Source organism: Fervidibacillus halotolerans, from assembly GCF_026547205.1.
GTDB classification, from domain to species: Bacteria; Bacillota; Bacilli; order Bacillales; family Caldibacillaceae; genus Fervidibacillus; species Fervidibacillus halotolerans.
This window is the reverse complement of record NZ_CP106877.1, coordinates 1,735,076-1,756,539: the sequence shown is the minus strand read 5'-3', so window position 1 is coordinate 1,756,539 and position 21,464 is coordinate 1,735,076. Positions and strand designations below refer to the sequence as shown.

The following is a 21,464-nucleotide window of genomic DNA, read 5'->3' as shown; positions in this document are numbered from 1 at the left end:
ACTTTCCCCCGTAGTAGTTATAAAACGGATTCTTTCCTTTGTATGAAAAAATATAAAAAAGGGGGAAGCTTGTATGGACACATTAGGAAGACATGTTATATCCGAGCTCTGGGGTTGTGAGTTTAATAAACTTAATGATGTGAATTGCATTGAAAAAATTTTGGTGGATGCTGCTTTAAAATCAGGAGCAGAAATAAGGGAAGTAGCTTTTCACAAATTTGCTCCCCAAGGGGTAAGTGGTGTTGTAATCATTTCCGAATCCCATTTAACGATCCACACCTTTCCAGAACACGGATATGCAAGCATCGATGTATATACTTGTGGTGATTTGGATCCAAATATAGCAGCAAATTATATTGCAGAAAAATTGGAAGCGAAATCAAGGGAAACATTGGAATTGTCGAGGGGTACTGGGCAAGTTCAAAATCTAGTTTTAAAACAAAAGGCACTCCTTTAATTCTCTATTGGGTGATGTTTGTCAACATCATCCTTTTTTTATCAAGATAGTTTAAAGATTTTTCATGTTCAAGATTTTTTACGTGATCAATTTCAATTATTCCCCAGACCAATCAAAAGATGAATCCCCTTTTTAATCTGTACTTTTCTTAACATGTGGAAATATAGTATGATAAAATTAGGCAAATATCGTATTTTGAAAGAAAGGAACGATCTGTATGGCCAAAAAGAAGTCGATTTTTCAGCGTTGGCAAAGGCAGTGTGAAACAGGAGATGAACATTTCGATTCCGATTTAAAAAGCCATTATTATAAAACTGCTTTTGACAAAGTTTATCAAACAGTAATCGATATGTTTGAAAAAAATCCGAACATTACCGTTTCCACTACGTCGAAAGAACGGGGAGAAATTGCGGCACAACTTCATAAAAATCCGAAAGCGTTCATCGTTGCAACTGTGATTCAAGTAAGACCCTTTGAAGTTTCCGTCGATTTTATGATTTCTTCGGAAAGTTTTGCTCCCCTTGGCCTATATCCAAAATTGAAAAGTGTCGTGGAATCCTTTTACAAGTATTTAGACCAACAACTTCCTTTTTCAGGGAAGAAAAATTAATGGGTAAGAAGAAAACCTTTAGGAGGTGGAATCGTGAAATGTCCATCCTGTCATAGTAATAGCACTCGCGTTATCGATTCAAGACCGGTTGATGATGCCCGTTCGATTAGAAGGCGTCGTGAATGTGAACAATGTGGTTATCGATTCACCACCTTTGAAAAGGTAGAAGAAATACCGCTGATCGTTATTAAAAAAGAGGGAACAAGGGAAGAATTTAGCCGAGAAAAAATATTGCGAGGATTAATCAAGGCGTGTGAAAAAAGACCGGTTTCCCTTGAACAGTTGGAAGAAGTGACGTTAGAAATTGAAAGGGAATTGAGAAGCACGGGCATATCCGAAATTAAAAGTGCCACGATCGGAGAGATGGTGATGGATAAATTAGCCAAAATCGATGAGGTTGCATATGTCCGCTTTGCTTCCGTTTATCGACAATTCAAGGATTTTAACGTATTTCTCGAAGAATTAAAGGAATTGTTAAAAAAAGAAGAGGAACATGAATGATGGTTTGGAGATGTTAGAATGAATCCCCACTGGAAAGAATTGATCCCCGCCGATGAATATGTTGTTTCTGTAGACGGGCCGTTTAACGAAGGAGATGGAAAAGTGTTGACTTTTTTATATCAACCGTTAATCGGTCCCCTTGCAATTAGTTTATATTTTACGCTGAAGAACCAGGTGGAAGAAAATCGGTTACAATCTGAACCGTATTCCCATTATTACTTAATGAATGTGTTGAATTCAAATTTACAAACGATTTATGAAACGAGACAAAAACTCGAAGCGATCGGATTAATGGATTCCTTTGTGAAAAAAAAAGAAAGCCATCGTTCCTTTTTATACGTATTAAAACCTCCGCTGTCACCAAAGCAATTTTTTTCCGACGGATTGTTGAACATTTTTTTATTTCAAAAGATGGGACGAAATTATTATACTCGCTTGAAAAAGTGGTTTGGTGATGATGTAATTTCGATTTCTGAATACGAAAAGGTGACGAAGGATTTTCAACAAGTATTTGCTTCTTCTGCTTCATCGATTACCCAATCCGACGTTCCCACTGAACAGGAAGTGATGAAAATGTCGGATAAACCGGAATCGTCGCCCGTTCATGTGGAGCTGGATCATTTTGATTTCGATTTGTTTTTAGCAGGATTGCATGAATCCCTCGTCCCTAAAAAAGCGATCACGGATGAAGTGAAAGATACGATTATGAAGCTGGCATTTTTATATGGAATTTCTCCGATTGAAATGAAAAATATCGTTCTTGCATCGATCGATGAAGAAAATGAAATCGATGTGGAAAAAATGCGAAAGGAAGCTAGGGATTGGTATACGATTATGCATTATCAATCGTTACCGAAGCTCGTCGATCGGACGCAAAGTCCCGTTTATCAATCGGATATCAACGTGCCGAAAACGAAGGAAGAACGGTTTATTCGATATTTGGAAACGGTTAGTCCACGCCAACTATTAGAAGATATTTCCAACGGTTCTGAACCTGCTGCGTCGGATCTACAATTAATTGAAAATGTGATGTTAAAGCAAAAGTTAAATCCAGGCGTCGCAAATGTATTAATCCATTACTGTTTACTACGGACGGATATGAAATTATCAAAGGGTTTTGTAGAAAAAATTGCTTCCCATTGGGCACGTAAAAATATTAAAACCGTCAAGGAAGCGATGGAGTTAGCAAAGAATGAACATAAACAATATATGGAGTGGCAAAAGGACAAGCGACAAAATAATCGACGAAAACCGATCCGATCGGAACAATTGCCCGATTGGTTTGAACATCGTCAACAACAGAACGTGAAAGATGAAGAAATTGAAAATTTTGAAGAGGAAAAGAAAAAAATGGAGGAACGATTGAAAAAGTATAAAAACCGGTGACGGATACAGGTCAGCGGAAAAGGGAAGTGGATGCTGTGAAAAAAATAGGGGATACACTAAATCGTTTTAATGAACGGGGAGATTTTCAACAACGATTCGAACGAATAAAAAATGAAATCCTCTCCGACCAGGATGTGCGAGCGTTTATCGAAAAACATAAAAATGAAATTACCCGATCGATGGTCGACCGGAGTTTGGGAAAATTATATGAATTTATTTCACAAAGTAAGGGTTGCAAAGATTGTTCTTCTCTCGCCCAATGTAAAAATATTATTCCCGGGTATGAACCAGAACTAGTAATAAAAGCAAATGGAATCGATGTCCACTATGTTCCATGTCCATTAAAAATGAAAGAGGATGAGCGAAAAAGGGTTGAGGGATTAATTCGTTGTTTGTATATGCCGAAGGAGAGTTTGCACGGTGAAATGGGAGATGTGTACATCGATACTCCGAACCGTTTGAAGGCGATTAAAAAGGCTGAACAATTTCTAATTGCCTATGACGGAACCAATTTTCAAAAAGGTTTATATCTTTATGGCCCCTTTGGCACTGGAAAAACCTTTTTGCTCGGGGCGATTGCAAACGGTTTGGCAGAAAAAAATATTCAAAGTTTCATCGTTTATGTCCCAGAACTTATTCGAGAAATGAAACAGTCCATCAATGATCAAACGATGAGGGAAAAACTGGAACTATTAAAAAATGCGCCCGTTCTTATGTTTGATGATATCGGTGCAGAAATGGTTTCTAGTTGGGCAAGGGATGAAGTACTTGGTCCGATTCTTCAACATCGAATGATTGAAAGACGTCCGACTTTTTTTACTTCCAATTTTAATTTAGCTGAATTGGAACATCATTTGGCGTATACCCAACGTGGAGAAGAGGAAAAGGTGAAAGCAGCCCGCATTATTGAACGCATCCAATTTTTAGCGGAGCCTGTTATGATCGACGGTTCCAATAAACGGTTGAAGGATTCTACAAATTAATGTTTCAGCATGTATATTTGACATGAATTTTTCACGAATACTTCTAAATTGACCAAGCCTCCCATATATATGAAACAGGATTTCCTCAAGGGGGGAAAAGCTTGGTCAATATCGATTTCCATAACCCGGAAGATCTAACTTTTTTATATGAACGATTGGAAAAAAATGCTCCTTCCCTACGGCTGGAAAGGCGAGGTTTCCGCCTATCGATCACCTTCGATGAACAGGATCGGGAACAAGCACTCTTTGAGTTAAAACAAGGATTCAAACAATTATTGAAAGCGAAACGAATCGAGTGGTGGAAAAATATTTTACGTGAAGAATTTTATTATCGAGACTCGGTCGAACAACTACAAATTATCGATATCGCTCAATCCATTGCAAATGGGGAACGAAAAGACGTTTCTTCATTAGTCGATTTCAATGATGAAGAAAAACGAATGGACGAGGCGATATGGGAATTGTTGAAAAGGGAAGAGACTTTTTCTTTCGAAGCGTTTGTGAAATTTCGCCTTCGTTTTTACCTCGATCAATTAACCACTTATATTACAATGGCGATCGATGAGTACAAATTGGAGCAAGATTACCAAATGTTTTTAAATTATTTGCGGGATTTTGTTCGGAATCGGCCGCCACAAATGGATCGAATTTATATTGTGGAGCGGGATCGATTTTCCTTTTTTGATGAGAATAGAAGGGAAATTTCGCCATTGGATCTGTATAAAAAAATCGATCGAAAACTGCTGTCTAGCCATCCCGTTTATGTAGATTCGGCAATTATTGCTCCGCTCATTTCCATCGCTCCGAATGATATTAACGTATATACAAAAAACCCGGAACAGGGAATTATTTTTACTTTGAAAAATATTTTTGAAGAAAAATTACAAATATTTCCTTTAGAAGGATGGAAAAATCAATTTTAAAACTGTTATATCCCCTATTTTTCTCTGCACCCCTTGCATTTCACATGTAAAGAATTTATAATACAATTTAACTAGAAAATAACGAATATGAAACAAGTGATGCGAAGGACATGGGTTTTTTATTACGGTCTACAGAGAGGGAAATCATCGGCTGGAAATTTCCCGACACGGATAAAAAACTTACCCCCTTCAAACTTCAACCATGAACGGAAATTGACTGAGTAATGGTTGACGGATTAACCGTTATCTTTTGATGAGCCGTTTTCTAACAAAGCGTTTTCGGAAACGGGAATCAGGGTGGAACCGCGGGATGATACTCGCCCCTAGTTTTAGGGGCGGGTTTTTTATTTTTCCTCGTAAAGGACGTTCCGGTTTATTTGCTTTAGTTCCATAACCTGAATAAAAATCGTTGCCACACAGCGGTACAACCGTTGATATAAAGAAAAAGGGAGGAAAAATCGATGTCAGAAATGATGAACATCACATTTCCAGATGGAGCAACAAAACAATATCCGAAGGGAACGACAACGGAGGAAATCGCTGCCTCGATTAGCCCTGGATTAAAAAAACGGGCTATTGCTGGAAAATTTAACGAAACATTCGTTGATTTAAGAACACCTTTAGAAGAGGATGGGGCCATTCAAATATTGACAGATAAAGATCCGGAAAGCTTGGATATTTTACGACACTCTACTGCCCATTTGATGGCTCAAGCGATTAAACGGCTATTTAAAAATGTCAAGCTCGGTGTAGGGCCGGTGATTGAAAATGGATTTTATTACGATATCGATTTGGATGAATCGATTACTCCGGAACATTTACCATTGATTGAAAAGGAAATGAAAAAGATTATCAATGAAAATTTGGTAATCGAACGGAAAGTCGTTACAAGGGAAGAAGCCATTCAAATGTATCAGGAAATCGGCGATGAATATAAGCTAGAGTTAATTGACGATATTCCTGAAGATGAACAGATTACGATTTACAAGCAAGGGGAATTTTTCGATCTATGTCGAGGTGTTCATGTCCCTTCAACCGGTAAAATTAAAGAATTTAAATTATTAAATATCGCTGGGGCTTATTGGCGTGGAAATAGCGATAATAAAATGTTGCAACGGATCTACGGTACGGCCTTTTTCAAAAAGGAAGATTTGAAAAATTATTTGCATATGCTGGAAGAGGCGAAGCAACGGGATCATCGAAAAATCGGGAAGGAACTCGATTTGTTTACGAACAATCAATTAGTCGGACAAGGATTACCCCTCTGGCTACCAAAGGGTGCGACGATTCGCCGTACGATCGAGCGATATATTGTAGATAAAGAAGTCAGCTTAGGTTATGACCATGTATATACACCTGTTCTTGGAAGTGTCGATTTATATAAAACAAGCGGACATTGGGATCATTATCGGGAAGATATGTTCCCCGTAATGGAAATGGACAATGAACAACTGGTCCTTCGACCGATGAACTGTCCGCACCATATGATGGTTTACAAAAATACGATTCATAGCTATCGGGAATTACCGATTCGTATCGCTGAACTCGGTATGATGCACCGATACGAGATGAGTGGTGCTTTATCTGGACTTCAACGGGTCCGAGGGATGACATTAAATGATGCCCATATATTCGTCCGACCGGATCAAATTAAAGAAGAATTTAAACGAGTTGTCGAATTGATAATGGAAGTGTACGAAGACTTTCAAATTACCGATTATTCATTCCGCCTATCCTATCGGGATCCGGAAGATACGGAAAAATATTTCGACGATGATGAAATGTGGGAACGGGCACAAAGTATGTTGAAGGAAGCGATGGATGATTTGAATTTAGATTATTTTGAAGCGGAAGGAGAGGCGGCCTTTTACGGACCAAAATTAGATGTTCAAGTGAAAACGGCCCTCGGTAAAGAGGAAACGTTATCGACGGTACAATTGGACTTTTTACTCCCTGAACGATTTGATTTAACATATGTTGGTGAAGACGGGAAACCCCATCGACCGGTCGTAATCCATCGGGGTGTCGTATCGACGATGGAACGCTTTGTTGCCTATTTAATCGAAGAATATAAAGGAGCCTTTCCAACATGGCTTGCTCCAGTTCAAGTTCAAGTGATACCGGTATCTCCAGATGCCCACTATGACTATGCGAAACAGGTAGTGGATAAGTTAAAAAGTGCTGGAATTCGTGTTGAACTGGATGCAAGGGATGAAAAAATTGGTTATAAAATTCGGGAAGCCCAAATCCAAAAAATTCCTTATATGCTCGTTGTAGGAGATCAGGAAATGACAAATCAAACAGTGAATGTCCGAAAATATGGGGAACAAAAGTCCGTTACCGCTTCCTTCGATCAATTTCTTGAAGATATTTTGCAAGAGGTAAAAAGAACGGTACAAAAATAAAGTCGAAAATTCGATGATCAAACAACATTGAAAAATGTTAGGACAGAAATGTATTGACAGCAAAAAATCCATATGCTATATTTTAAAGGTAATTTAAATACTGTTTGTGGAAAAGAAGAAGCACCCGCTTCTCACCTGACGGACGCTTTTCAAGCAGTTTGCAGGTTTACCGGAGATGAATGAATTTTATATGTTTGAACATATAAAAAATAGTGCGGGTGTTTTTGCCTGCACTATTTTTTTGATGAAGGATAAGTGTCCGATCAAAAATATCGAATTCCCAAACGGTAAAATTCAATTAACCTTTGGAGGTGTCTTAATATTAGCAAAGATATGATGGTCAACGAGGGGATCCGTGCCCGGGAAGTTCGTGTGATTGACGCAAATGGCGAACAATTGGGTATAAAGTCGAAATCCGAAGCCCTCGCAATTGCTGCCCGTAGGAATTTGGATCTCGTGCTTGTCGCTCCAAACGCCAAACCGCCTGTCGTAAGAATTATGGATTACGGTAAATTCCGGTTCGAACAACAAAAGAAGGAAAAGGAAGCGAGAAAGAAACAGAAAGTCATCAATGTGAAGGAAGTTCGCTTCAGTCCGACGATCGATGAGCATGATTTCAATACGAAACTGCGTAATGCTCGGAAATTTCTCGAAAAGGGCGATAAAGTGAAAGCCTCTCTTCGATTCAAAGGGCGCGCCATCACCCATAAGGAAATCGGCCAAAAGGTTTTGGATCGTTTGGCAAAGGAATGTGCGGATATCGCTCAAGTCGAATCCAGTCCGAAAATGGACGGTCGTAGCATGTTCTTAGTTTTGGCACCAAAAACAGAAAAGTAATTTAAGGAGGAACTATTATGCCTAAAATGAAAACTCATCGCGGCTCTGCAAAGCGATTTAAGAAAACCGGAACAGGAAAACTAAAACGTTCCCACGCATATACAAGCCATAACTTTGCAAATAAATCGAAAAAACAAAAACGGAAATTGCGCAAAGGCGCTTTAGTATCTTCCGGTGATTTTAAACGTATTCGCCATATGATTTAGAAATCAAATCGAGAGAATTTTAGGAGGGACTTACAATGGCACGTGTAAAAGGTGGTACGGTTACGCGCAAACGACGTAAACGCGTACTGAAATTAGCAAAAGGATATTACGGTTCAAAACATCGTTTATATAAAGTAGCAAATCAACAAGTAATGAAATCCTTGCAATATGCGTATAGGGATCGACGTCAACGGAAACGCGACTTCCGGAAACTTTGGATCGCTCGTATTAATGCAGCTGCTCGGATGAACGGATTATCCTATAACCGTTTTATGCATGGATTGAAATTGGCAGGAATCGAAATCAACCGTAAAATGTTGGCTGATTTGGCTGTTTCTGATGCGGAAGCTTTTACCCAATTGGTAAACACCGCTAAGGAACAATTGAATAAATAAAGAAACAAAAACGGTCACCTTTTCTTCAGGTGGCCGTTTTTTTACAATCGATCGAGGGGAGGTAGAAGGATGATCGGACCAATACTTGTGGTGATCATATTAATGAATATTTTCGGATTTATAGTAATGGGCATGGACAAAAGGCGGGCGAAACGCCAAAAATGGAGAATTTCAGAGCGAACGATTTGGTTGACGGCATTATTAGGAGGTGCCTTGGGAATCACCATCGGTATGTACGTTTTCAGGCACAAAACCAAACATCTTTCATTCAAACTCGGATTACCGTTTCTAATTGTTGCCCAGTTTGCTTGTTTTCTATATTTAAGCATGTTTTAGCAGGGGCAGGAAGAAAACCCTTCGGACAGACATATTCATATTCTTTTAATGAATAAGGTTATAGAAATGGTTTCTTTACGTTAAGGAAGCAAATTTGTGAAACGAAGGGTGGAACGATTGGAAGGAAAAACAACTTATATCATATCCTTTTTGGAATCAAGTGGCATATTCGCCCCGGTTGCCTTCATACTTTTTTCTACATTGCGTCAGTTTTTTTTCATTCCTGTTGTCGTAGTATGTATCGCCGGTGGAGTGTTATTCGGAACAGGCTTTGGTTCACTTTTTTCGTTAATCGGTTTAACTTTATCTAGTTTTGTATCATACCTCGTTTTGATTCTTTTTCCATCTGTTACGAAAAAGTTGTATAGGATTAAAAATAAATGGTTCGGCCCGTATACAACCTTTACAACCGGGCAAATTACGTTATTAAAGCTCATTCCATTTATTCATTTTCAATTGCTTTCCTTTTGTTTATTTGAAAATCGAAAAAGCTTTTCCGACTATGCCCTCCGCTCCCTTTTATCAAATATTCCAGTCGTAATCTTTTACACGACTTTCGGACAATTTTTAAAGCCCTTTTCTCCCTTTATCATCATTTTAATATTCCTAGCCCTAACGATTTTGCTTAATATTTTACGTGAAAAAATGATGGTCATTAAATGGGATGATTTTTTTAAATCAACGATTTAATTGTGGAATGAACGAATGGATTAGGGTTCGTTCGTTATTTCTTCGTCTTTTTCAAGAAATTCTTTAATCGGACTTTTCCAATCAATTTTAGCTTTCGGATAATATTGCAAAATATGTTCTTCGATTCGTTTGAAATCGTTCTTTGTTAACCCTTTTAAAGAATTTTCATTTTTTGGAAAGACGAAAATGGTCACGACGTCAAAGGCATCGGAAGTGGTGCCTAAATATTTTTCCCCTTCAAATAACACTCCCTTATATGTTAATAGGAAATTTTTCCGTACATTATTCGGATCGTCAAGGAAATAAAACTTCTTCTGTTCGTGAGCAATTTCTAATTTACGTTTTGGATGTAGTAAATAGCGTATTCCCGTATATAGTAGGAAGATGATGAAAGCAAAAATTATGATTCGGAACAATAATGCTCCCAAAACCAATCCCTCCAAAAAAATATTTTTCCAATGAGTCGATTTTCTCACATCTATCTTAATATTATTCATACGGAAAAGGGGGACAAAAGGTTTCGGAATGGATAAAATTTGTTATAATTTTTTTATGGCTAGGGTAGCAGAAAGAAAGGTGGAAAAAAATGGAATTAAGAACGATGTTTTCCATGCAACGGACGTTAGATCGACGTATTGAATCGGAACACGGTTTGGAAAGGGAAGATTTATTTGATAAAAAGCTGCTTGCATTGTTCGTTGAAGTTGGTGAGTTGGCAAATGAAACGAGATGTTTTAAATTTTGGAGCCAAAAACCTGCTTCTTCAAAGGAAAGGATATTGGAGGAATATGTCGACGGTCTCCATTTCATTTTATCATTAGGCATTGAGTTAGGATTCGATAATGAGCCGTATTCAATTTCAACGGAGACGGAAACGCCTGATGCAACAGCAGCCTTTTTAAACGTATTTGATCAGATTCATCGGTTGAAGACATTAAAAAATAAAGAAGCGTATTTTTCGTTGATCCAATCGTATATAAAACTAGGTCATCTCCTCGGATTTACGGGGGAAGATATGTATGATGGATATGTGCAAAAGAACGAATTGAACCACCTACGCCAAGATAAGGGATATTAACGAAATCGGTATAAAAAAGCGGAAAAAGGTCGTCTACACATTTGAATCGTCCTTTTTTCCGCTTATTTTTATCCGATTTTTTTTCGCAAAGAACTGTTAAACTGACTATTATACAAATCAGCATAAAATCCATTTTCCTTAAGAAGTTCTTCATGGGTTCCTTGTTCGATGACCTCCCCATGGTTCATTACGAGAATAAGATCGGCCTTTTGAATCGTCGAAAGCCGATGGGCAATGACAAAACTTGTGCGACCTTTCATCAATTCATCCATCGCCCTTTGAATGACGAGCTCCGTTCGAGTATCAACGCTACTTGTAGCCTCATCCAAAATAAGAATTTTCGGATCGGCTAAAATCGCCCGTGCAATTGTCAACAATTGCTTTTGTCCTTGGGAAATATTCGAAGCCTCTTCATTTAACACCGTTTCATATCCGTCCGGAAGGGTTCGGATAAAATGATCAGCCCTTGCAGCTTTAGCGGCACGAATAATTTCTTCATCCGTTGCTCCGTCCCGTCCGTAAGCGATATTTTCCTTAATTGTCCCGTTAAATAGCCATGTATCTTGTAACACCATTCCGAATAGGCTACGTAAGTTCTGTCTGTTCAAATCCCGAAGATCGATTCCGTCAATGGTAATCCTTCCCTTTTGGACATCATAAAACCGCATGAGTAAATTTACTAATGTCGTTTTTCCCGCTCCGGTTGGTCCTACGATGGCGACAGTTTGTCCTTTTTTAACTTCGATGTTCAAATCCTCAATTAACGGTTCGTTTTCCTTATATCGGAAATGGACGTGTTCAAAACGGATTTTTTCTTGAATATCGTTCACCGTCGCTTTTTCCTCATCTTGGATTTCTTCCGCTTCATCCAACACTTGGAAAATCCGTTCAGCTGAAGCGATGGCCGATTGGATGATATTGGCGATATTCGAAGCTTGGGTAATCGGTTGGGAGAATTGCCTCGCATATTGGATAAAGGCTTGAACATCTCCGACGGCGATCGCCCGTTTTGTAACGAAAATACCTCCGACGACGGAAACGAGTACGTATCCGATATTGTTCACAAACATCATTAGCGGCATAATAATCCCTGATATGAACTGAGCCTTTCGACCAGAGTCATAAAGGTCAGCATTGATTCGATTGAATTGTCTAATCGAATTCTCCTCTTTTCCATAGGCTTTTACAATTTGATGCCCTGTAAACATTTCCTCCACATGTCCGTTTAATTCACCGAGTGCTTTTTGTTGGCCGGCGAAGTAGTTTTGAGATTTAGAAATGATCATCCGCGTAATTACAAAGCTTAAAGGCAATGTCAGAACGACGATCAACGTCATTGGAATATTTATGGTGATCATCATCACAATCACACCGACAAGTGTAACGAGGGAAGTAATTAACTGGGTTAAACTTTGTTGTAACGTATTGCTAATATTATCTACATCATTGACAACTCGACTTAAAATTTCTCCGTGGGTTCTCGAATCATAATATTTCAACGGAAGTCGGGAAAGTTTCTCATCCACTTCTTTTCGCAGCTGATAAACCGTTTTTTGCGTGACACCAGCCATGATCCATTGTTGGATATACGTAAATAATGAGCTAAATAAATAAAGCCCGATAATAAGGAGCAATATGTTGGCAATATAACCGAAATCGATCGCCGCACCTGGAACATTTTGCATTTTTGCCATTAAACCTTCGAAAATTTTCGTCGTTGCTTTTCCTAAGTATTTTGGGCTTACGATGGAAAAGACCGTACTTAAAATGGCTGTAAAAAATACAAAAATTAATCGATATTTACTTGAGCTTAAGTAGGAGAGGAGTCGTTTAAATGTACCTTTGAAATTTTTCGGTTTATCGTTCATCCTTCCAAACGTGGGACCGGGTCCTCGATGCATCGGTCCAACGGATCTGTCCTGTTTATTCATGCGATCTCCTCCTTTGAAAATTGCGAGGATACAATTTCTTTGTAAACGGAACAAGATTTCAACAATTGTTTGTGGGTACCGATTCCGACAATCTTTCCTTCGTTTAGGACGATAATTCGATCCGCATCCATTACGGTACTCACCCTTTGGGCCACGATAATGACGGTGGAGTTGACTGTTTCCATTTTCAACGCTTCCCTCAACCGAGCATCTGTTTTAAAGTCAAGGGCGGAAAAACTGTCATCAAACAGATAGATTTCCGGTTTTCGAACGAGAGCTCTTGCGATGGAAATTCGTTGTTTTTGCCCCCCTGAAATGTTCGTTCCACCTTGGGAGATGACTGTATCGAATCCGTTTTTCATATGATCGATAAATTCTAGCGCCTGGGCCGTTTCCGCTGCCCGTTTTACCTCTTCATCCGTCGCGTCCTCTTTTCCGTAACGGATATTGTCAGCGATTGAACCAGAAAATAATACGGATTTTTGCGGTACGAAACCGATTTTTTCCCTCAATTGATCTAATGGAAACTCACGAATATCCTTTCCATCGACTTTAATCGATCCATCTGTTACATCGTAAAATCGAGGAATTAAATGAATGAGGCTCGATTTTCCTGATCCTGTCCCTCCGATAATGGCCGTTACTTCGCCCGGTCCGGCACTAAAAGAAATATTTGATAAGGCAGGTTTTTCCGCACCTGGGTAATGGAAAGAAACATTTTGAAATTCAATGTATCCTTTTTCATTGAACTCCGTTTTTTTATTGTTTTTATTGTTTCCACTTTTTATCGATGGTTTCGTATCTAGTACTTCGTTGATTCGGTCGATGGATACTTGTGCCCGTGGAATCATAATAAATACCATGGAAACCATAATTAATGAAAACATAATTTGCATCGCATATTGAATAAAGGCCATCAAATCCCCAACGGCCATATTTCCTTGATCAATTCGAACGGCACCGAACCAAACGATCGCTACTGTGGATAGGTTTAGAATGAGCATCATGGCGGGCATCATGGAAGCCATAATAATGTTCACTTTTAAGGTCGTTTTTGTTAAATCAGCATTTGCTTCGTCAAATCGTCGTTCTTCCCGCTCTTCTTTATTAAAGGCTCGAATGACCCGTACACCGATTAATTTTTCTCGTACAATTTTATTTAGTCGATCAATTTTTTTCTGAATTTCTTTGAAAAGAGGTATTCCTTTTCTGGCGATAAAGAAAATTGTTCCTGCTAATATGGGTAAAGTAAAAAGGAAAATTAGTGATAACTTTACATCTTGAGTTAAAGCCATAATGATGCCACCGATGGCCATAAGCGGTGCCCTCACCAATATGCGTAAAAAGTTAATCAATACATTTTGAACTTGTGTTACATCGTTTGTCGTACGAGTAATTAAAGAAGCGGTTCCGAGTTGATCGATTTCCTTTTGGGAAAAGTTTTCAACATGGGTGAATAATTTTTCTCGAACATCCCTACCGAAACCTGCGGCAGTCTTTGATGCATGGTAACTGGCAAAAATGGCACAGGCCATACCCAATGCAGCCACAAGGACCATGACTCCCCCAATTTTCCAAATATACGGGATATCTCCATTAACTACACCTTTGTCGATAATATCTGACATAAGGGTAGGCAAAAATAATTCTGATAAGGATTGTAAAAATACGAACAAGATTACGAGTATTACGGAAAACTTGTAAGGTTTGATAAAAACAGCCATTTTTCTCATGAAATCACCTCAATTATCTTGATCAGTTGTTGAATAGGCTACTTTTTCAACCAACTCTGCTAATCGTTTGATTTCTTCTTCATTGAGATGAGAAATCTTTCTTTTTACAATTTCATCTCTCTCCTTCCTTGAATGTTGCAACGTTTTCTCGCCATATTCAGTTAATTTAACGAGAATCACCCTCCGATCATTCGGATCGTGGATGCGTTCCAAATAATGTAATTTTTCAAGTCGATCGATCATCACCGTAATGGCACTTGGTGTGACGCCCATTTTTTCAGCTAAATAGGAAAGTTTACAAGCTCCTTCCCGGGAAATCGTTGAAAGGATAAAAAATTGATGATGGGTAATCGGCCGATTTTGCAGTTCGGAATCGATATATTTTCGAAGTTGGTGCATCGCTTTATGAATTCGATCGATATACGTATTCATTTTTTCCTCCAAACTAATTTAATATATTAATTATTAAACTGTTTAAATATTAAATGAGTGAAGTGAAAAAGTCAATGGATTTTCCGTTTAGGATTAAAAAAATATTTCGAGAACAAAAATATTTTTCGCATATTGAAGAAGTTTCGAGTATAATTATGTATATCATTTGATGTATAGGAGGTTAGTGTCTTGGTAAAGTTGGATGATACGTTAACGATGTTGAAACAGTTAACAGATGCAAAAGGAATCCCAGGAAATGAAAGAGAAGCGCGGAATGTAATGAAATCTTATATGGAACCGTATGTGGATGAATTGACCACCGATGGGCTCGGTAGTTTAATCGGGAAAAAGGTCGGTTTAAAAAACGGTCCAAAAATTATGATTGCCGGTCACTTAGATGAAGTCGGTTTTATGGTTACCCAAATCGATGATAAAGGATTTCTCCGCTTTCAAACTGTCGGAGGCTGGTGGAGTCAAGTAATGCTAAATCAGCGGGTAACGGTCGTCACTTCAAAGGGTGAATCCATCACTGGTGTGATCGGTTCAAAACCACCGCATATTTTGCCTCCTGAAGCACGGAAAAAACCTGCGGATATTAAAAATATGTTCATTGATATCGGTGCATCGGATAAGGAGGAAGTATTGTCTTGGGGCGTTCGACCGGGAGATATGATCGTACCATATTTCGAATTTACCGTGATGAAAAACGAAAAACATTTATTAGCAAAAGCATGGGACAATCGGATTGGCTGTGCCGTAGCGATCGATGTTATGAAAAAACTACATAAGGAAAACCATCCGAACATCGTTTACGGAGTCGGGGCTGTTCAAGAAGAAGTCGGTCTACGTGGTGCAAAAACAGCGAGTTTCCAAATAGAACCGGATATCGGATTTGCTGTCGATGTTGGAATTGCCGGGGATACGCCTGGAATTACGGAAAAGGAAGCACAAGGAAAACTCGGAAAGGGACCGCAAATCGTCGTCTATGATGCTTCTATGGTCTCCCATAAAGGGTTACGGGATTTCGTTGTTCAAGTTGCGGAACAATTGAACATTCCTTATCAATACGAATCGATTCCAGGGGGCGGTACTGATGCTGGATCGATCCATTTAACGAAGACCGGTGTTCCTGCGATTGCCATTACGATTCCAACCCGATACATTCATTCCAATGCGGGAATTTTACATCGGGATGATTATGAAAATACGGTTAAACTTTTAACGGAACTTATTAAACGACTCGATTCGGATACGGTCAATAAAATTATCTTCGATTAAAAAAACGGGGGGCTGTCCAATTGTGCGGCCCCTTTCCTTTTTAATCAAAACAATCGTCCTATAGTGTACGACAAAAACAGTAAAAATTGATGGAACAAATATTGGAGATTTGTAAAAAATATTTGACTTTGAAGCGACGTAGATGTTACCTTCTGTTTTTCAATCCTTCTTCCAACGTTTCTAACATCATTTTCTGCTCGTTTTCATCGGCATTTTTCCAAATGATTTCAAATAAAACCCCCAACCCGGGTAACATTTTTTCCTCTCCCACTTCAATGGCATCGATAATCGTTTCCTCCAATTGTTCCAACGTATTTTGTTGGACGTTTTGAATGACGGCGTTTCTTAAATTGATATCCATGAATTGAACCTCCTTTTTATTAATCAATGGTATTTTGGTACAATTGAATGTGAAATATGTATAAAGAATCGAGTATAATGGTGACGATTCAATTTGATGATTTTAAAGCAAAGGAAGAATAAAATGCTGATTCAATCGCCAAAAAATGAAAAAGTAAAACAATGGAAAAAATTGTTAACGAAAAAGGGCCGGGATCAGGCCAATCGTTATTTAGTTGAAGGGGATCATCTTGTTCAGGAAGCGTTATTAGCCGGGGCTGTTGAGGAACTGATCATTACGGAAACATCAATGACCAAATATACCGAAACATCATTCGGGTCCGTTGGAATTCAAATGATTTCTGATCCTATCGGGAAAATACTATCCGAAACGGAAACGACCCAAGGGATTTTTGCCGTCTGTAAAAAAAAGATCGATACAAAGGTTTCGGGCATCCGTTTTCTTTTAATTGATGCCGTCCAAGACCCGGGAAATTTAGGAACGATGATTCGGACTGCTGATGCATCTGGTATAGATGCAGTGATTATCGGGAAGGGAAGCGTTGATTTGTATAATCCGAAAGTGTTAAGGGCAGCCCAAGGGAGTCATTTTCACTTACCGATTGTTCAAGGTGATTTAAGTGAATGGATCAGTCACTTCCAATCCGAGTCCATTCCTGTATACGGTACATCTTTACAAGGGGGAGAATCGATGTACACGCTAGATCCAGGTAAGCCCTTTGCTTTGATCGTTGGAAACGAAGGCAGGGGAGTCCATCCAAGTTTGCTTCAACAAACGGCGAAAAATATTTTTATCCCTATCTTTGGAAAAAGTGAGTCCTTGAATGTATCGGTGGCAACGGGAATTTTACTATACTATTTAAGAGGAAATGATTCTGTTGTAGGGAAAGAAATTTAACGTTTAATGACGTTGAAATTCGATTTAAAGAGCTTTATAATATACGATAACAAGATTTGAATAATTGGAAGCGATGAGTGGGGACGGTAGTTTAGGGTAGGCGTAAGCTGTATCCGCTCCAGGGAGAAAGTGCCGTGACTGGAAGCATTTTCAGCGGAACCTAAATGAAATTTCACCCCATGAGCTCACGCCGGGACCGCTTTTTCTAATGAAGGCGTAAAGGCGTTGCGGCATAAAAGCCGTTATCGGTAATGAAGTGGATATGCATGTAAAATATTTGCATATCAATAAGGGTGGTACCGCGAATCAATCCTCGTCCCTTTTTGGATGGGGATTTTTTTATGGAATGAAACACTTAGTTACATAAAGGAGGAAAAAAGGTGAAGGAACGTTTGGAACAATTACGAAAAGAAGCGTTAGAGCATATTGAAGGGGCAAAGGATTTAAAAGAGATCCAACAAATTCGAATAACGTATCTTGGGAAAAAGGGGCCCATTACAGACATTTTACGAGGGATGAAAAATCTCGCTCCAGAGGAAAGACCAAAAATCGGTGCCCTCGCTAATGAAGTCCGGGAAACGATAACGGAGAAAATTGAAAAAAAATGGAAGGAATTGGAGCAAGCGGCGATTCAGCGGAAATTAGCGGAGGAATCGATCGATGTTACATTACCTGGTCGAAAGATGACTGTAGGAAACCGACATCCATTGACGAGGGTTATTGAAGAAGTGGAAGATTTATTTATCGGCTTAGGTTACACGGTAGCGGAAGGTCCGGAGGTGGAAACGGACTATTATAATTTCGAAGCGTTAAATATACCGAAGGATCATCCAGCCCGGGATATGCAAGATAGCTTTTACATAACGAATGACCTTCTTATGCGGACGCAAACCTCCCCTGTCCAAGCTCGGACGATGGAAAAGGCGAAGGGGAAAGGTCCGATTAAAATTATTTGTCCTGGAAAAACCTTTCGGAGGGACAATGATGATGCCACCCATTCTCACCAATTTATGCAAATCGAGGGATTAGTCGTCGATGAAAATATTCGAATGAGTGATTTATACGGTACATTGGAGTATTTTGCAAAAAAAATCTTTGGCAATGACCGTCAAATACGTTTACGACCGAGCTTTTTTCCGTTTACAGAACCGTCTTTGGAAATGGATATATCTTGTAAAATATGTGGCGGTAAAGGATGTCATGTATGTAAAGGTTCCGGATGGATTGAAATTTTAGGTGCTGGAATGGTTCATCCGAACGTATTACGTATGAATGGTTTCGATCCTGAGAAATATAGTGGATTTGCTTTCGGCGTTGGTGTTGAGCGAATCGCCATGTTGAAATACGGTATTGATGATATTCGCCATTTTTACACAAATGATGTTCGCTTTCTTCATCAATTTTTCCAGAAGGATTGAAGGAAAACGATCATTTTAATAAAGAAACACGAATCGGCAAATGAACGATGAAACATCCATTCTACACGATTCATTACTTTTTTTGAAGGCAAATCATAGAGTGGTTGGAAAAATTGAAAAAATGATGGAAATAGGAGGCAAAAGAATGCTTGTTTCGTATAAATGGTTACAATCATACATTGATTTAGATGGCATAACCCCTAGTGATTTAGCAGAAAAATTAACGAAAGCAGGTATTGAAGTAGATGGAATTGAAATGCCAGGGGAAGGATTAAAAAATTTAATCGTTGGTCATGTATTGAAAAGCGAGAAACATCCGAATGCGGATAAATTAAATCGATGTCTTGTGGATCTTGGAGAAGAAGAGCCGGTACAAATCATTTGTGGAGCACCGAATGTGGCTGCTGGACAAAAAGTGATCGTTGCAAAGCCGGGAGCCAGACTTCCAGGGAATATCAAAATTAAACGATCGAAAATTCGTGGTGAAGTTTCCAACGGTATGATTTGTTCGCTACAAGAAATTGGTTTTACCACAAAGGTCGTGCCGAAAGATTACGCAGATGGAATTTATGTTTTGCCTGAGGAAAGTGAAGTGGGTACGGAGATTGTTCCACTTTTCAATATGGATGATGCCATTTTAGACCTCGATTTAACTGCAAACCGGGCAGACTGTATGAGTATGATCGGTGTAGCCTATGAAGTAGGAGCTATATTAAATAGGCAAGTAAAACTACCAGAAATAAAGGGAAGGACGAGTGCTGAACGGGCATCCGATTATATTCACTTGAAGGTGGAAACCCCTCAGGATAATCCTTTATATACAGCAAAAATCATTAAAAATGTAAAAATCGGTCCTTCCCCATTATGGTTACAAACTCGATTAATGGCTTCGGGAATCCGCCCACATAACAATGTGGTCGATGTGACCAACTATATCCTTCTCGAATATGGTCAACCCCTTCACGCCTTTGACTATGACCGCTTTGGATCAAAGGAAGTCGTGGTTCGGAGGGCGAAGCGTGATGAAAAATTAACGACGTTGGATGATGTGGAACGGACGTTGACTGAAGATCATCTCGTCATTACAAATGGGATAAAGCCCGTCGCCTTAGCAGGAGTGATGGGTGGAGCGGATAGCGAAGTGCAAACGGATACGAAGACTGTTCTTCTCGAGTCAGCGTATTTCAATGGGACGGTCGTTCGCAAAGCTTCCCGTGATCACGGATTAAGAAGTGAGTCGAGCAGCCGTTTTGAAAAGGGAATCGATCCGAATCGGGTACGGGAAGCAGCGGAGCGAGCAGCTGAACTCATTGCCGAATTAGCGGGCGGTGAAGTTTTGGAAGGAATGGTGGAAGCTGATTCCTTGACGATTGAGCCGGTAAAAATCGATTTTGAATTAGGAAAGTTAAACAAGCGAATCGGTACGAATTTATTCGTTGATGATGTGGAGAAAATTATCAAGCGATTGCAGTTCTCTTACCAAGTCAATGGGGAAAGCTTCACCGTCACCGTTCCGAGTCGACGATGGGATATACGGCTCCCGGAAGATATGTACGAGGAAATTGCTCGATTGTACGGCTATGACCATATTCCAAAAACGCTTCCTATGGACGTATCCTTCGGGGGTCTGACCCCTTATCAGAAAAAGCGTCGAATAGTTCGTACTTGTTTAGAAGGGTTAGGGCTTATGCAATCGATCACCTATTCATTGACGAGTGAAGAAAAATATTCCCAGTTTGCAATGGAGAAAGCGGACCCGATTGAATTGGCCAATCCGATGAGCGAAGCCCATTCCGTTTTACGACTCAGTTTGGTTCCCCATTTACTGGATGCCGTATCTTACAACCTTGCTCGTAAAAATAAAACGGTTTTCTTATATGAAATCGGTTCTGTCTTTTATTCCAAAGGAAAGAATTGTCAACCAGAAGAGAGGGAACATTTGGCAGGGGCAATGACCGGTTTGTACGTGGATCATCCTTGGCAAGGGAAGAAGGAACCTGTTGATTTTTATACGGTAAAAGGGATTTTGGATGTCCTATTTGAAAAATTGTCCGTATCCCGTTTCATTACTTATGAAAAAGGTCAGTTAGATGGACTCCATCCAGGACAAACAGCAAATATTTTATTGGACGGAAAAGTGATCGGATTTGTCGGTAAAATCAATCCAGATATGGAGAAATGGTATGATGTGAAGGATGTGTTCGTCTTCGAACTCCATTTAGGGGAATTGTTAATGAAAGAGACGGACGAACTTCTTTATACGTCGATTCCGAAATTTCCAAGTATTTCTCGGGATATCGCATTAATTGTCGATCGGGAGATTTCAGCAGGTGATTTACAACGCACGATTCAAGATGCTGGAAAAGACTTGTTGAAAGAAGTGAAAGTGTTTGATGTATATGAAGGTGAAAATGTTCCAGCGGGTAAAAAATCAATCGCCTTTACATTGACCTATTATGATCCCGAAAGGACGCTAACCGATGAAGAAGTTGTCGTGGAACATGAAAAAATTTTGACGGCTGTAAAAGATGCACATGGAGCTGAATTGAGAAAATAAGAGACTACTTGAAAAGGGCGGCAATGAATGATTGCCCCCTTTTTTTAAAA

22 protein-coding genes and 2 other annotated features are annotated in these 21,464 nt (G+C 39.3%); of the genes, 17 read left to right on the top strand and 5 right to left on the bottom strand.

Going from position 1 to position 21,464, the window contains the following annotated elements; all coding sequences use genetic code 11:
* Window positions 1-73 precede the first annotated feature (73 nt).
* The 12 genes from speD (at window position 74) to OE105_RS08395 (ending at window position 9,729) form a co-directional block, all read left to right on the top strand.
* The gene (speD, locus tag OE105_RS08450) at window positions 74-457 is read left to right on the top strand and encodes an adenosylmethionine decarboxylase (protein WP_275419765.1); all 384 of its coding nucleotides are present in this window, start codon (window positions 74-76) and stop codon (window positions 455-457) included.
* Window positions 458-674: 217 nt separating this feature from the next.
* Entirely contained in the window at window positions 675-1,067 is a 393-nt protein-coding gene (locus tag OE105_RS08445; RefSeq protein ID WP_275419764.1) for a cytosolic protein, read from the top strand.
* Window positions 1,068-1,100: 33 nt separating this feature from the next.
* Window positions 1,101-1,568, top strand: coding sequence for a transcriptional regulator NrdR (gene nrdR / locus OE105_RS08440; RefSeq protein WP_275419763.1), 468 nt, complete (start codon window positions 1,101-1,103; stop codon window positions 1,566-1,568).
* Between the two features lie 18 nt (window positions 1,569-1,586).
* Window positions 1,587-2,954 (top strand): replication initiation and membrane attachment family protein, encoded by a 1,368-nt coding sequence (locus OE105_RS08435; RefSeq protein WP_275419762.1) that lies wholly within the window; start codon window positions 1,587-1,589, stop codon window positions 2,952-2,954.
* Window positions 2,951-3,937, top strand: a complete 987-nt coding sequence (dnaI, locus tag OE105_RS08430; RefSeq protein ID WP_338030902.1) for a primosomal protein DnaI — start codon at window positions 2,951-2,953, stop codon at window positions 3,935-3,937. The genes OE105_RS08435 and dnaI overlap by 4 nt, the downstream gene beginning before the upstream one ends.
* Window positions 3,938-4,038: 101 nt before the next feature.
* Window positions 4,039-4,860 (top strand): sporulation protein YtxC, encoded by an 822-nt coding sequence (gene ytxC / locus OE105_RS08425; RefSeq protein WP_275419760.1) that lies wholly within the window; start codon window positions 4,039-4,041, stop codon window positions 4,858-4,860.
* A gap of 90 nt (window positions 4,861-4,950) precedes the next feature.
* Window positions 4,951-5,188, top strand: a binding site (T-box leader).
* Between the two features lie 133 nt (window positions 5,189-5,321).
* Entirely contained in the window at window positions 5,322-7,265 is a 1,944-nt protein-coding gene (gene thrS, locus OE105_RS08420) for a threonine--tRNA ligase (RefSeq protein WP_275419759.1), read from the top strand.
* 106 nt (window positions 7,266-7,371) lie between these two features.
* Window positions 7,372-7,511 (top strand) — a sequence feature (ribosomal protein L20 leader region).
* Between the two features lie 87 nt (window positions 7,512-7,598).
* Entirely contained in the window at window positions 7,599-8,102 is a 504-nt protein-coding gene (gene infC / locus OE105_RS08415) for a translation initiation factor IF-3 (protein WP_275419758.1), read from the top strand.
* 17 nt (window positions 8,103-8,119) lie between these two features.
* Window positions 8,120-8,308 carry a 50S ribosomal protein L35 gene (rpmI, locus tag OE105_RS08410; RefSeq protein WP_275419757.1) on the top strand — a complete coding sequence of 63 codons (189 nt, stop codon included), beginning with the start codon at window positions 8,120-8,122 and terminating at the stop codon, window positions 8,306-8,308.
* A 35-nt stretch (window positions 8,309-8,343) separates the two neighbouring features.
* On the top strand, window positions 8,344-8,703 hold the full coding sequence (gene rplT, locus OE105_RS08405; RefSeq protein WP_275419756.1) for a 50S ribosomal protein L20: 360 nt from the start codon (window positions 8,344-8,346) through the stop codon (window positions 8,701-8,703).
* Between the two features lie 69 nt (window positions 8,704-8,772).
* The gene (locus tag OE105_RS08400) at window positions 8,773-9,039 is read left to right on the top strand and encodes a DUF1294 domain-containing protein (RefSeq protein ID WP_275419755.1); all 267 of its coding nucleotides are present in this window, start codon (window positions 8,773-8,775) and stop codon (window positions 9,037-9,039) included.
* A gap of 96 nt (window positions 9,040-9,135) precedes the next feature.
* Window positions 9,136-9,729: a TVP38/TMEM64 family protein gene (locus tag OE105_RS08395; protein WP_275419754.1), complete on the top strand. Its 594-nt coding sequence runs from the start codon at window positions 9,136-9,138 to the stop codon at window positions 9,727-9,729.
* A gap of 20 nt (window positions 9,730-9,749) precedes the next feature.
* Here the strand turns inward: OE105_RS08395 and OE105_RS08390 are convergent, their stop codons facing one another.
* A complete protein-coding gene (locus OE105_RS08390) occupies window positions 9,750-10,157 on the bottom strand; it encodes a sigma-w pathway protein ysdB (RefSeq protein ID WP_275419753.1) in 408 nt (135 codons plus the stop codon).
* A 158-nt stretch (window positions 10,158-10,315) separates the two neighbouring features.
* Between OE105_RS08390 and OE105_RS08385 the strand changes: the two genes are divergently transcribed.
* Window positions 10,316-10,807 (top strand): dUTP diphosphatase, encoded by a 492-nt coding sequence (locus tag OE105_RS08385; RefSeq protein ID WP_275419752.1) that lies wholly within the window; start codon window positions 10,316-10,318, stop codon window positions 10,805-10,807.
* Between the two features lie 68 nt (window positions 10,808-10,875).
* Here the strand turns inward: OE105_RS08385 and OE105_RS08380 are convergent, their stop codons facing one another.
* The 3 genes from OE105_RS08380 to OE105_RS08370 are packed head-to-tail and all read right to left on the bottom strand — an operon-like array spanning window position 10,876 to window position 14,903.
* Window positions 10,876-12,738 carry an ABC transporter ATP-binding protein gene (locus OE105_RS08380; RefSeq protein ID WP_420842509.1) on the bottom strand — a complete coding sequence of 621 codons (1,863 nt, stop codon included), beginning with the start codon at window positions 12,736-12,738 and terminating at the stop codon, window positions 10,876-10,878.
* The gene (locus tag OE105_RS08375; protein WP_275419751.1) at window positions 12,735-14,471 is read right to left on the bottom strand and encodes an ABC transporter ATP-binding protein; all 1,737 of its coding nucleotides are present in this window, start codon (window positions 14,469-14,471) and stop codon (window positions 12,735-12,737) included. Before OE105_RS08375 ends, OE105_RS08380 begins: the two co-directional genes overlap by 4 nt.
* A 9-nt stretch (window positions 14,472-14,480) precedes the next feature.
* On the bottom strand, window positions 14,481-14,903 hold the full coding sequence (locus OE105_RS08370) for a MarR family winged helix-turn-helix transcriptional regulator (protein WP_275419750.1): 423 nt from the start codon (window positions 14,901-14,903) through the stop codon (window positions 14,481-14,483).
* A 189-nt stretch (window positions 14,904-15,092) separates the two neighbouring features.
* Between OE105_RS08370 and OE105_RS08365 the strand changes: the two genes are divergently transcribed.
* The gene (locus OE105_RS08365) at window positions 15,093-16,181 is read left to right on the top strand and encodes a M42 family metallopeptidase (protein WP_275419749.1); all 1,089 of its coding nucleotides are present in this window, start codon (window positions 15,093-15,095) and stop codon (window positions 16,179-16,181) included.
* Window positions 16,182-16,326: 145 nt separating this feature from the next.
* Here OE105_RS08365 and sspI read toward each other — a convergent pair whose 3' ends face one another.
* A complete protein-coding gene (gene sspI, locus OE105_RS08360) occupies window positions 16,327-16,542 on the bottom strand; it encodes a small acid-soluble spore protein SspI (protein WP_275419748.1) in 216 nt (71 codons plus the stop codon).
* 123 nt (window positions 16,543-16,665) lie between these two features.
* Between sspI and OE105_RS08355 the strand changes: the two genes are divergently transcribed.
* The 3 genes from OE105_RS08355 to pheT all read left to right on the top strand — a co-directional run bounded on the left by OE105_RS08355 (window position 16,666) and on the right by pheT (window position 21,414).
* Window positions 16,666-17,439 carry a TrmH family RNA methyltransferase gene (locus OE105_RS08355; protein ID WP_275419747.1) on the top strand — a complete coding sequence of 258 codons (774 nt, stop codon included), beginning with the start codon at window positions 16,666-16,668 and terminating at the stop codon, window positions 17,437-17,439.
* A 380-nt stretch (window positions 17,440-17,819) separates the two neighbouring features.
* Window positions 17,820-18,857: a phenylalanine--tRNA ligase subunit alpha gene (pheS, locus tag OE105_RS08350; RefSeq protein ID WP_275419746.1), complete on the top strand. Its 1,038-nt coding sequence runs from the start codon at window positions 17,820-17,822 to the stop codon at window positions 18,855-18,857.
* Between the two features lie 145 nt (window positions 18,858-19,002).
* Window positions 19,003-21,414, top strand: a complete 2,412-nt coding sequence (gene pheT, locus OE105_RS08345) for a phenylalanine--tRNA ligase subunit beta (protein ID WP_275419745.1) — start codon at window positions 19,003-19,005, stop codon at window positions 21,412-21,414.
* Window positions 21,415-21,464 lie beyond the last annotated feature (50 nt).

What these genes read in the sequence shown, in the direction of transcription:
- speD (WP_275419765.1), top strand. Translation starts at nt 74, where the DNA reads ATGGACACATTAGGAAGACATGTTATATCCGAGCTCTGGGGTTGTGAG.
- OE105_RS08375 (WP_275419751.1), bottom strand. Translation starts at nt 14,471, where the DNA reads ATGAGAAAAATGGCTGTTTTTATCAAACCTTACAAGTTTTCCGTAATA.
- OE105_RS08370 (WP_275419750.1), bottom strand. Translation starts at nt 14,903, where the DNA reads ATGAATACGTATATCGATCGAATTCATAAAGCGATGCACCAACTTCGA.
- infC (WP_275419758.1), top strand. Translation starts at nt 7,599, where the DNA reads ATGATGGTCAACGAGGGGATCCGTGCCCGGGAAGTTCGTGTGATTGAC.
- OE105_RS08445 (WP_275419764.1), top strand. Translation starts at nt 675, where the DNA reads ATGGCCAAAAAGAAGTCGATTTTTCAGCGTTGGCAAAGGCAGTGTGAA.
- rplT (WP_275419756.1), top strand. Translation starts at nt 8,344, where the DNA reads ATGGCACGTGTAAAAGGTGGTACGGTTACGCGCAAACGACGTAAACGC.
- pheT (WP_275419745.1), top strand. Translation starts at nt 19,003, where the DNA reads ATGCTTGTTTCGTATAAATGGTTACAATCATACATTGATTTAGATGGC.
- sspI (WP_275419748.1), bottom strand. Translation starts at nt 16,542, where the DNA reads ATGGATATCAATTTAAGAAACGCCGTCATTCAAAACGTCCAACAAAAT.
- OE105_RS08355 (WP_275419747.1), top strand. Translation starts at nt 16,666, where the DNA reads ATGCTGATTCAATCGCCAAAAAATGAAAAAGTAAAACAATGGAAAAAA.
- OE105_RS08385 (WP_275419752.1), top strand. Translation starts at nt 10,316, where the DNA reads ATGGAATTAAGAACGATGTTTTCCATGCAACGGACGTTAGATCGACGT.
- thrS (WP_275419759.1), top strand. Translation starts at nt 5,322, where the DNA reads ATGTCAGAAATGATGAACATCACATTTCCAGATGGAGCAACAAAACAA.
- OE105_RS08380 (WP_420842509.1), bottom strand. Translation starts at nt 12,738, where the DNA reads ATGAATAAACAGGACAGATCCGTTGGACCGATGCATCGAGGACCCGGT.
- OE105_RS08400 (WP_275419755.1), top strand. Translation starts at nt 8,773, where the DNA reads ATGATCGGACCAATACTTGTGGTGATCATATTAATGAATATTTTCGGA.
- rpmI (WP_275419757.1), top strand. Translation starts at nt 8,120, where the DNA reads ATGCCTAAAATGAAAACTCATCGCGGCTCTGCAAAGCGATTTAAGAAA.
- OE105_RS08435 (WP_275419762.1), top strand. Translation starts at nt 1,587, where the DNA reads ATGAATCCCCACTGGAAAGAATTGATCCCCGCCGATGAATATGTTGTT.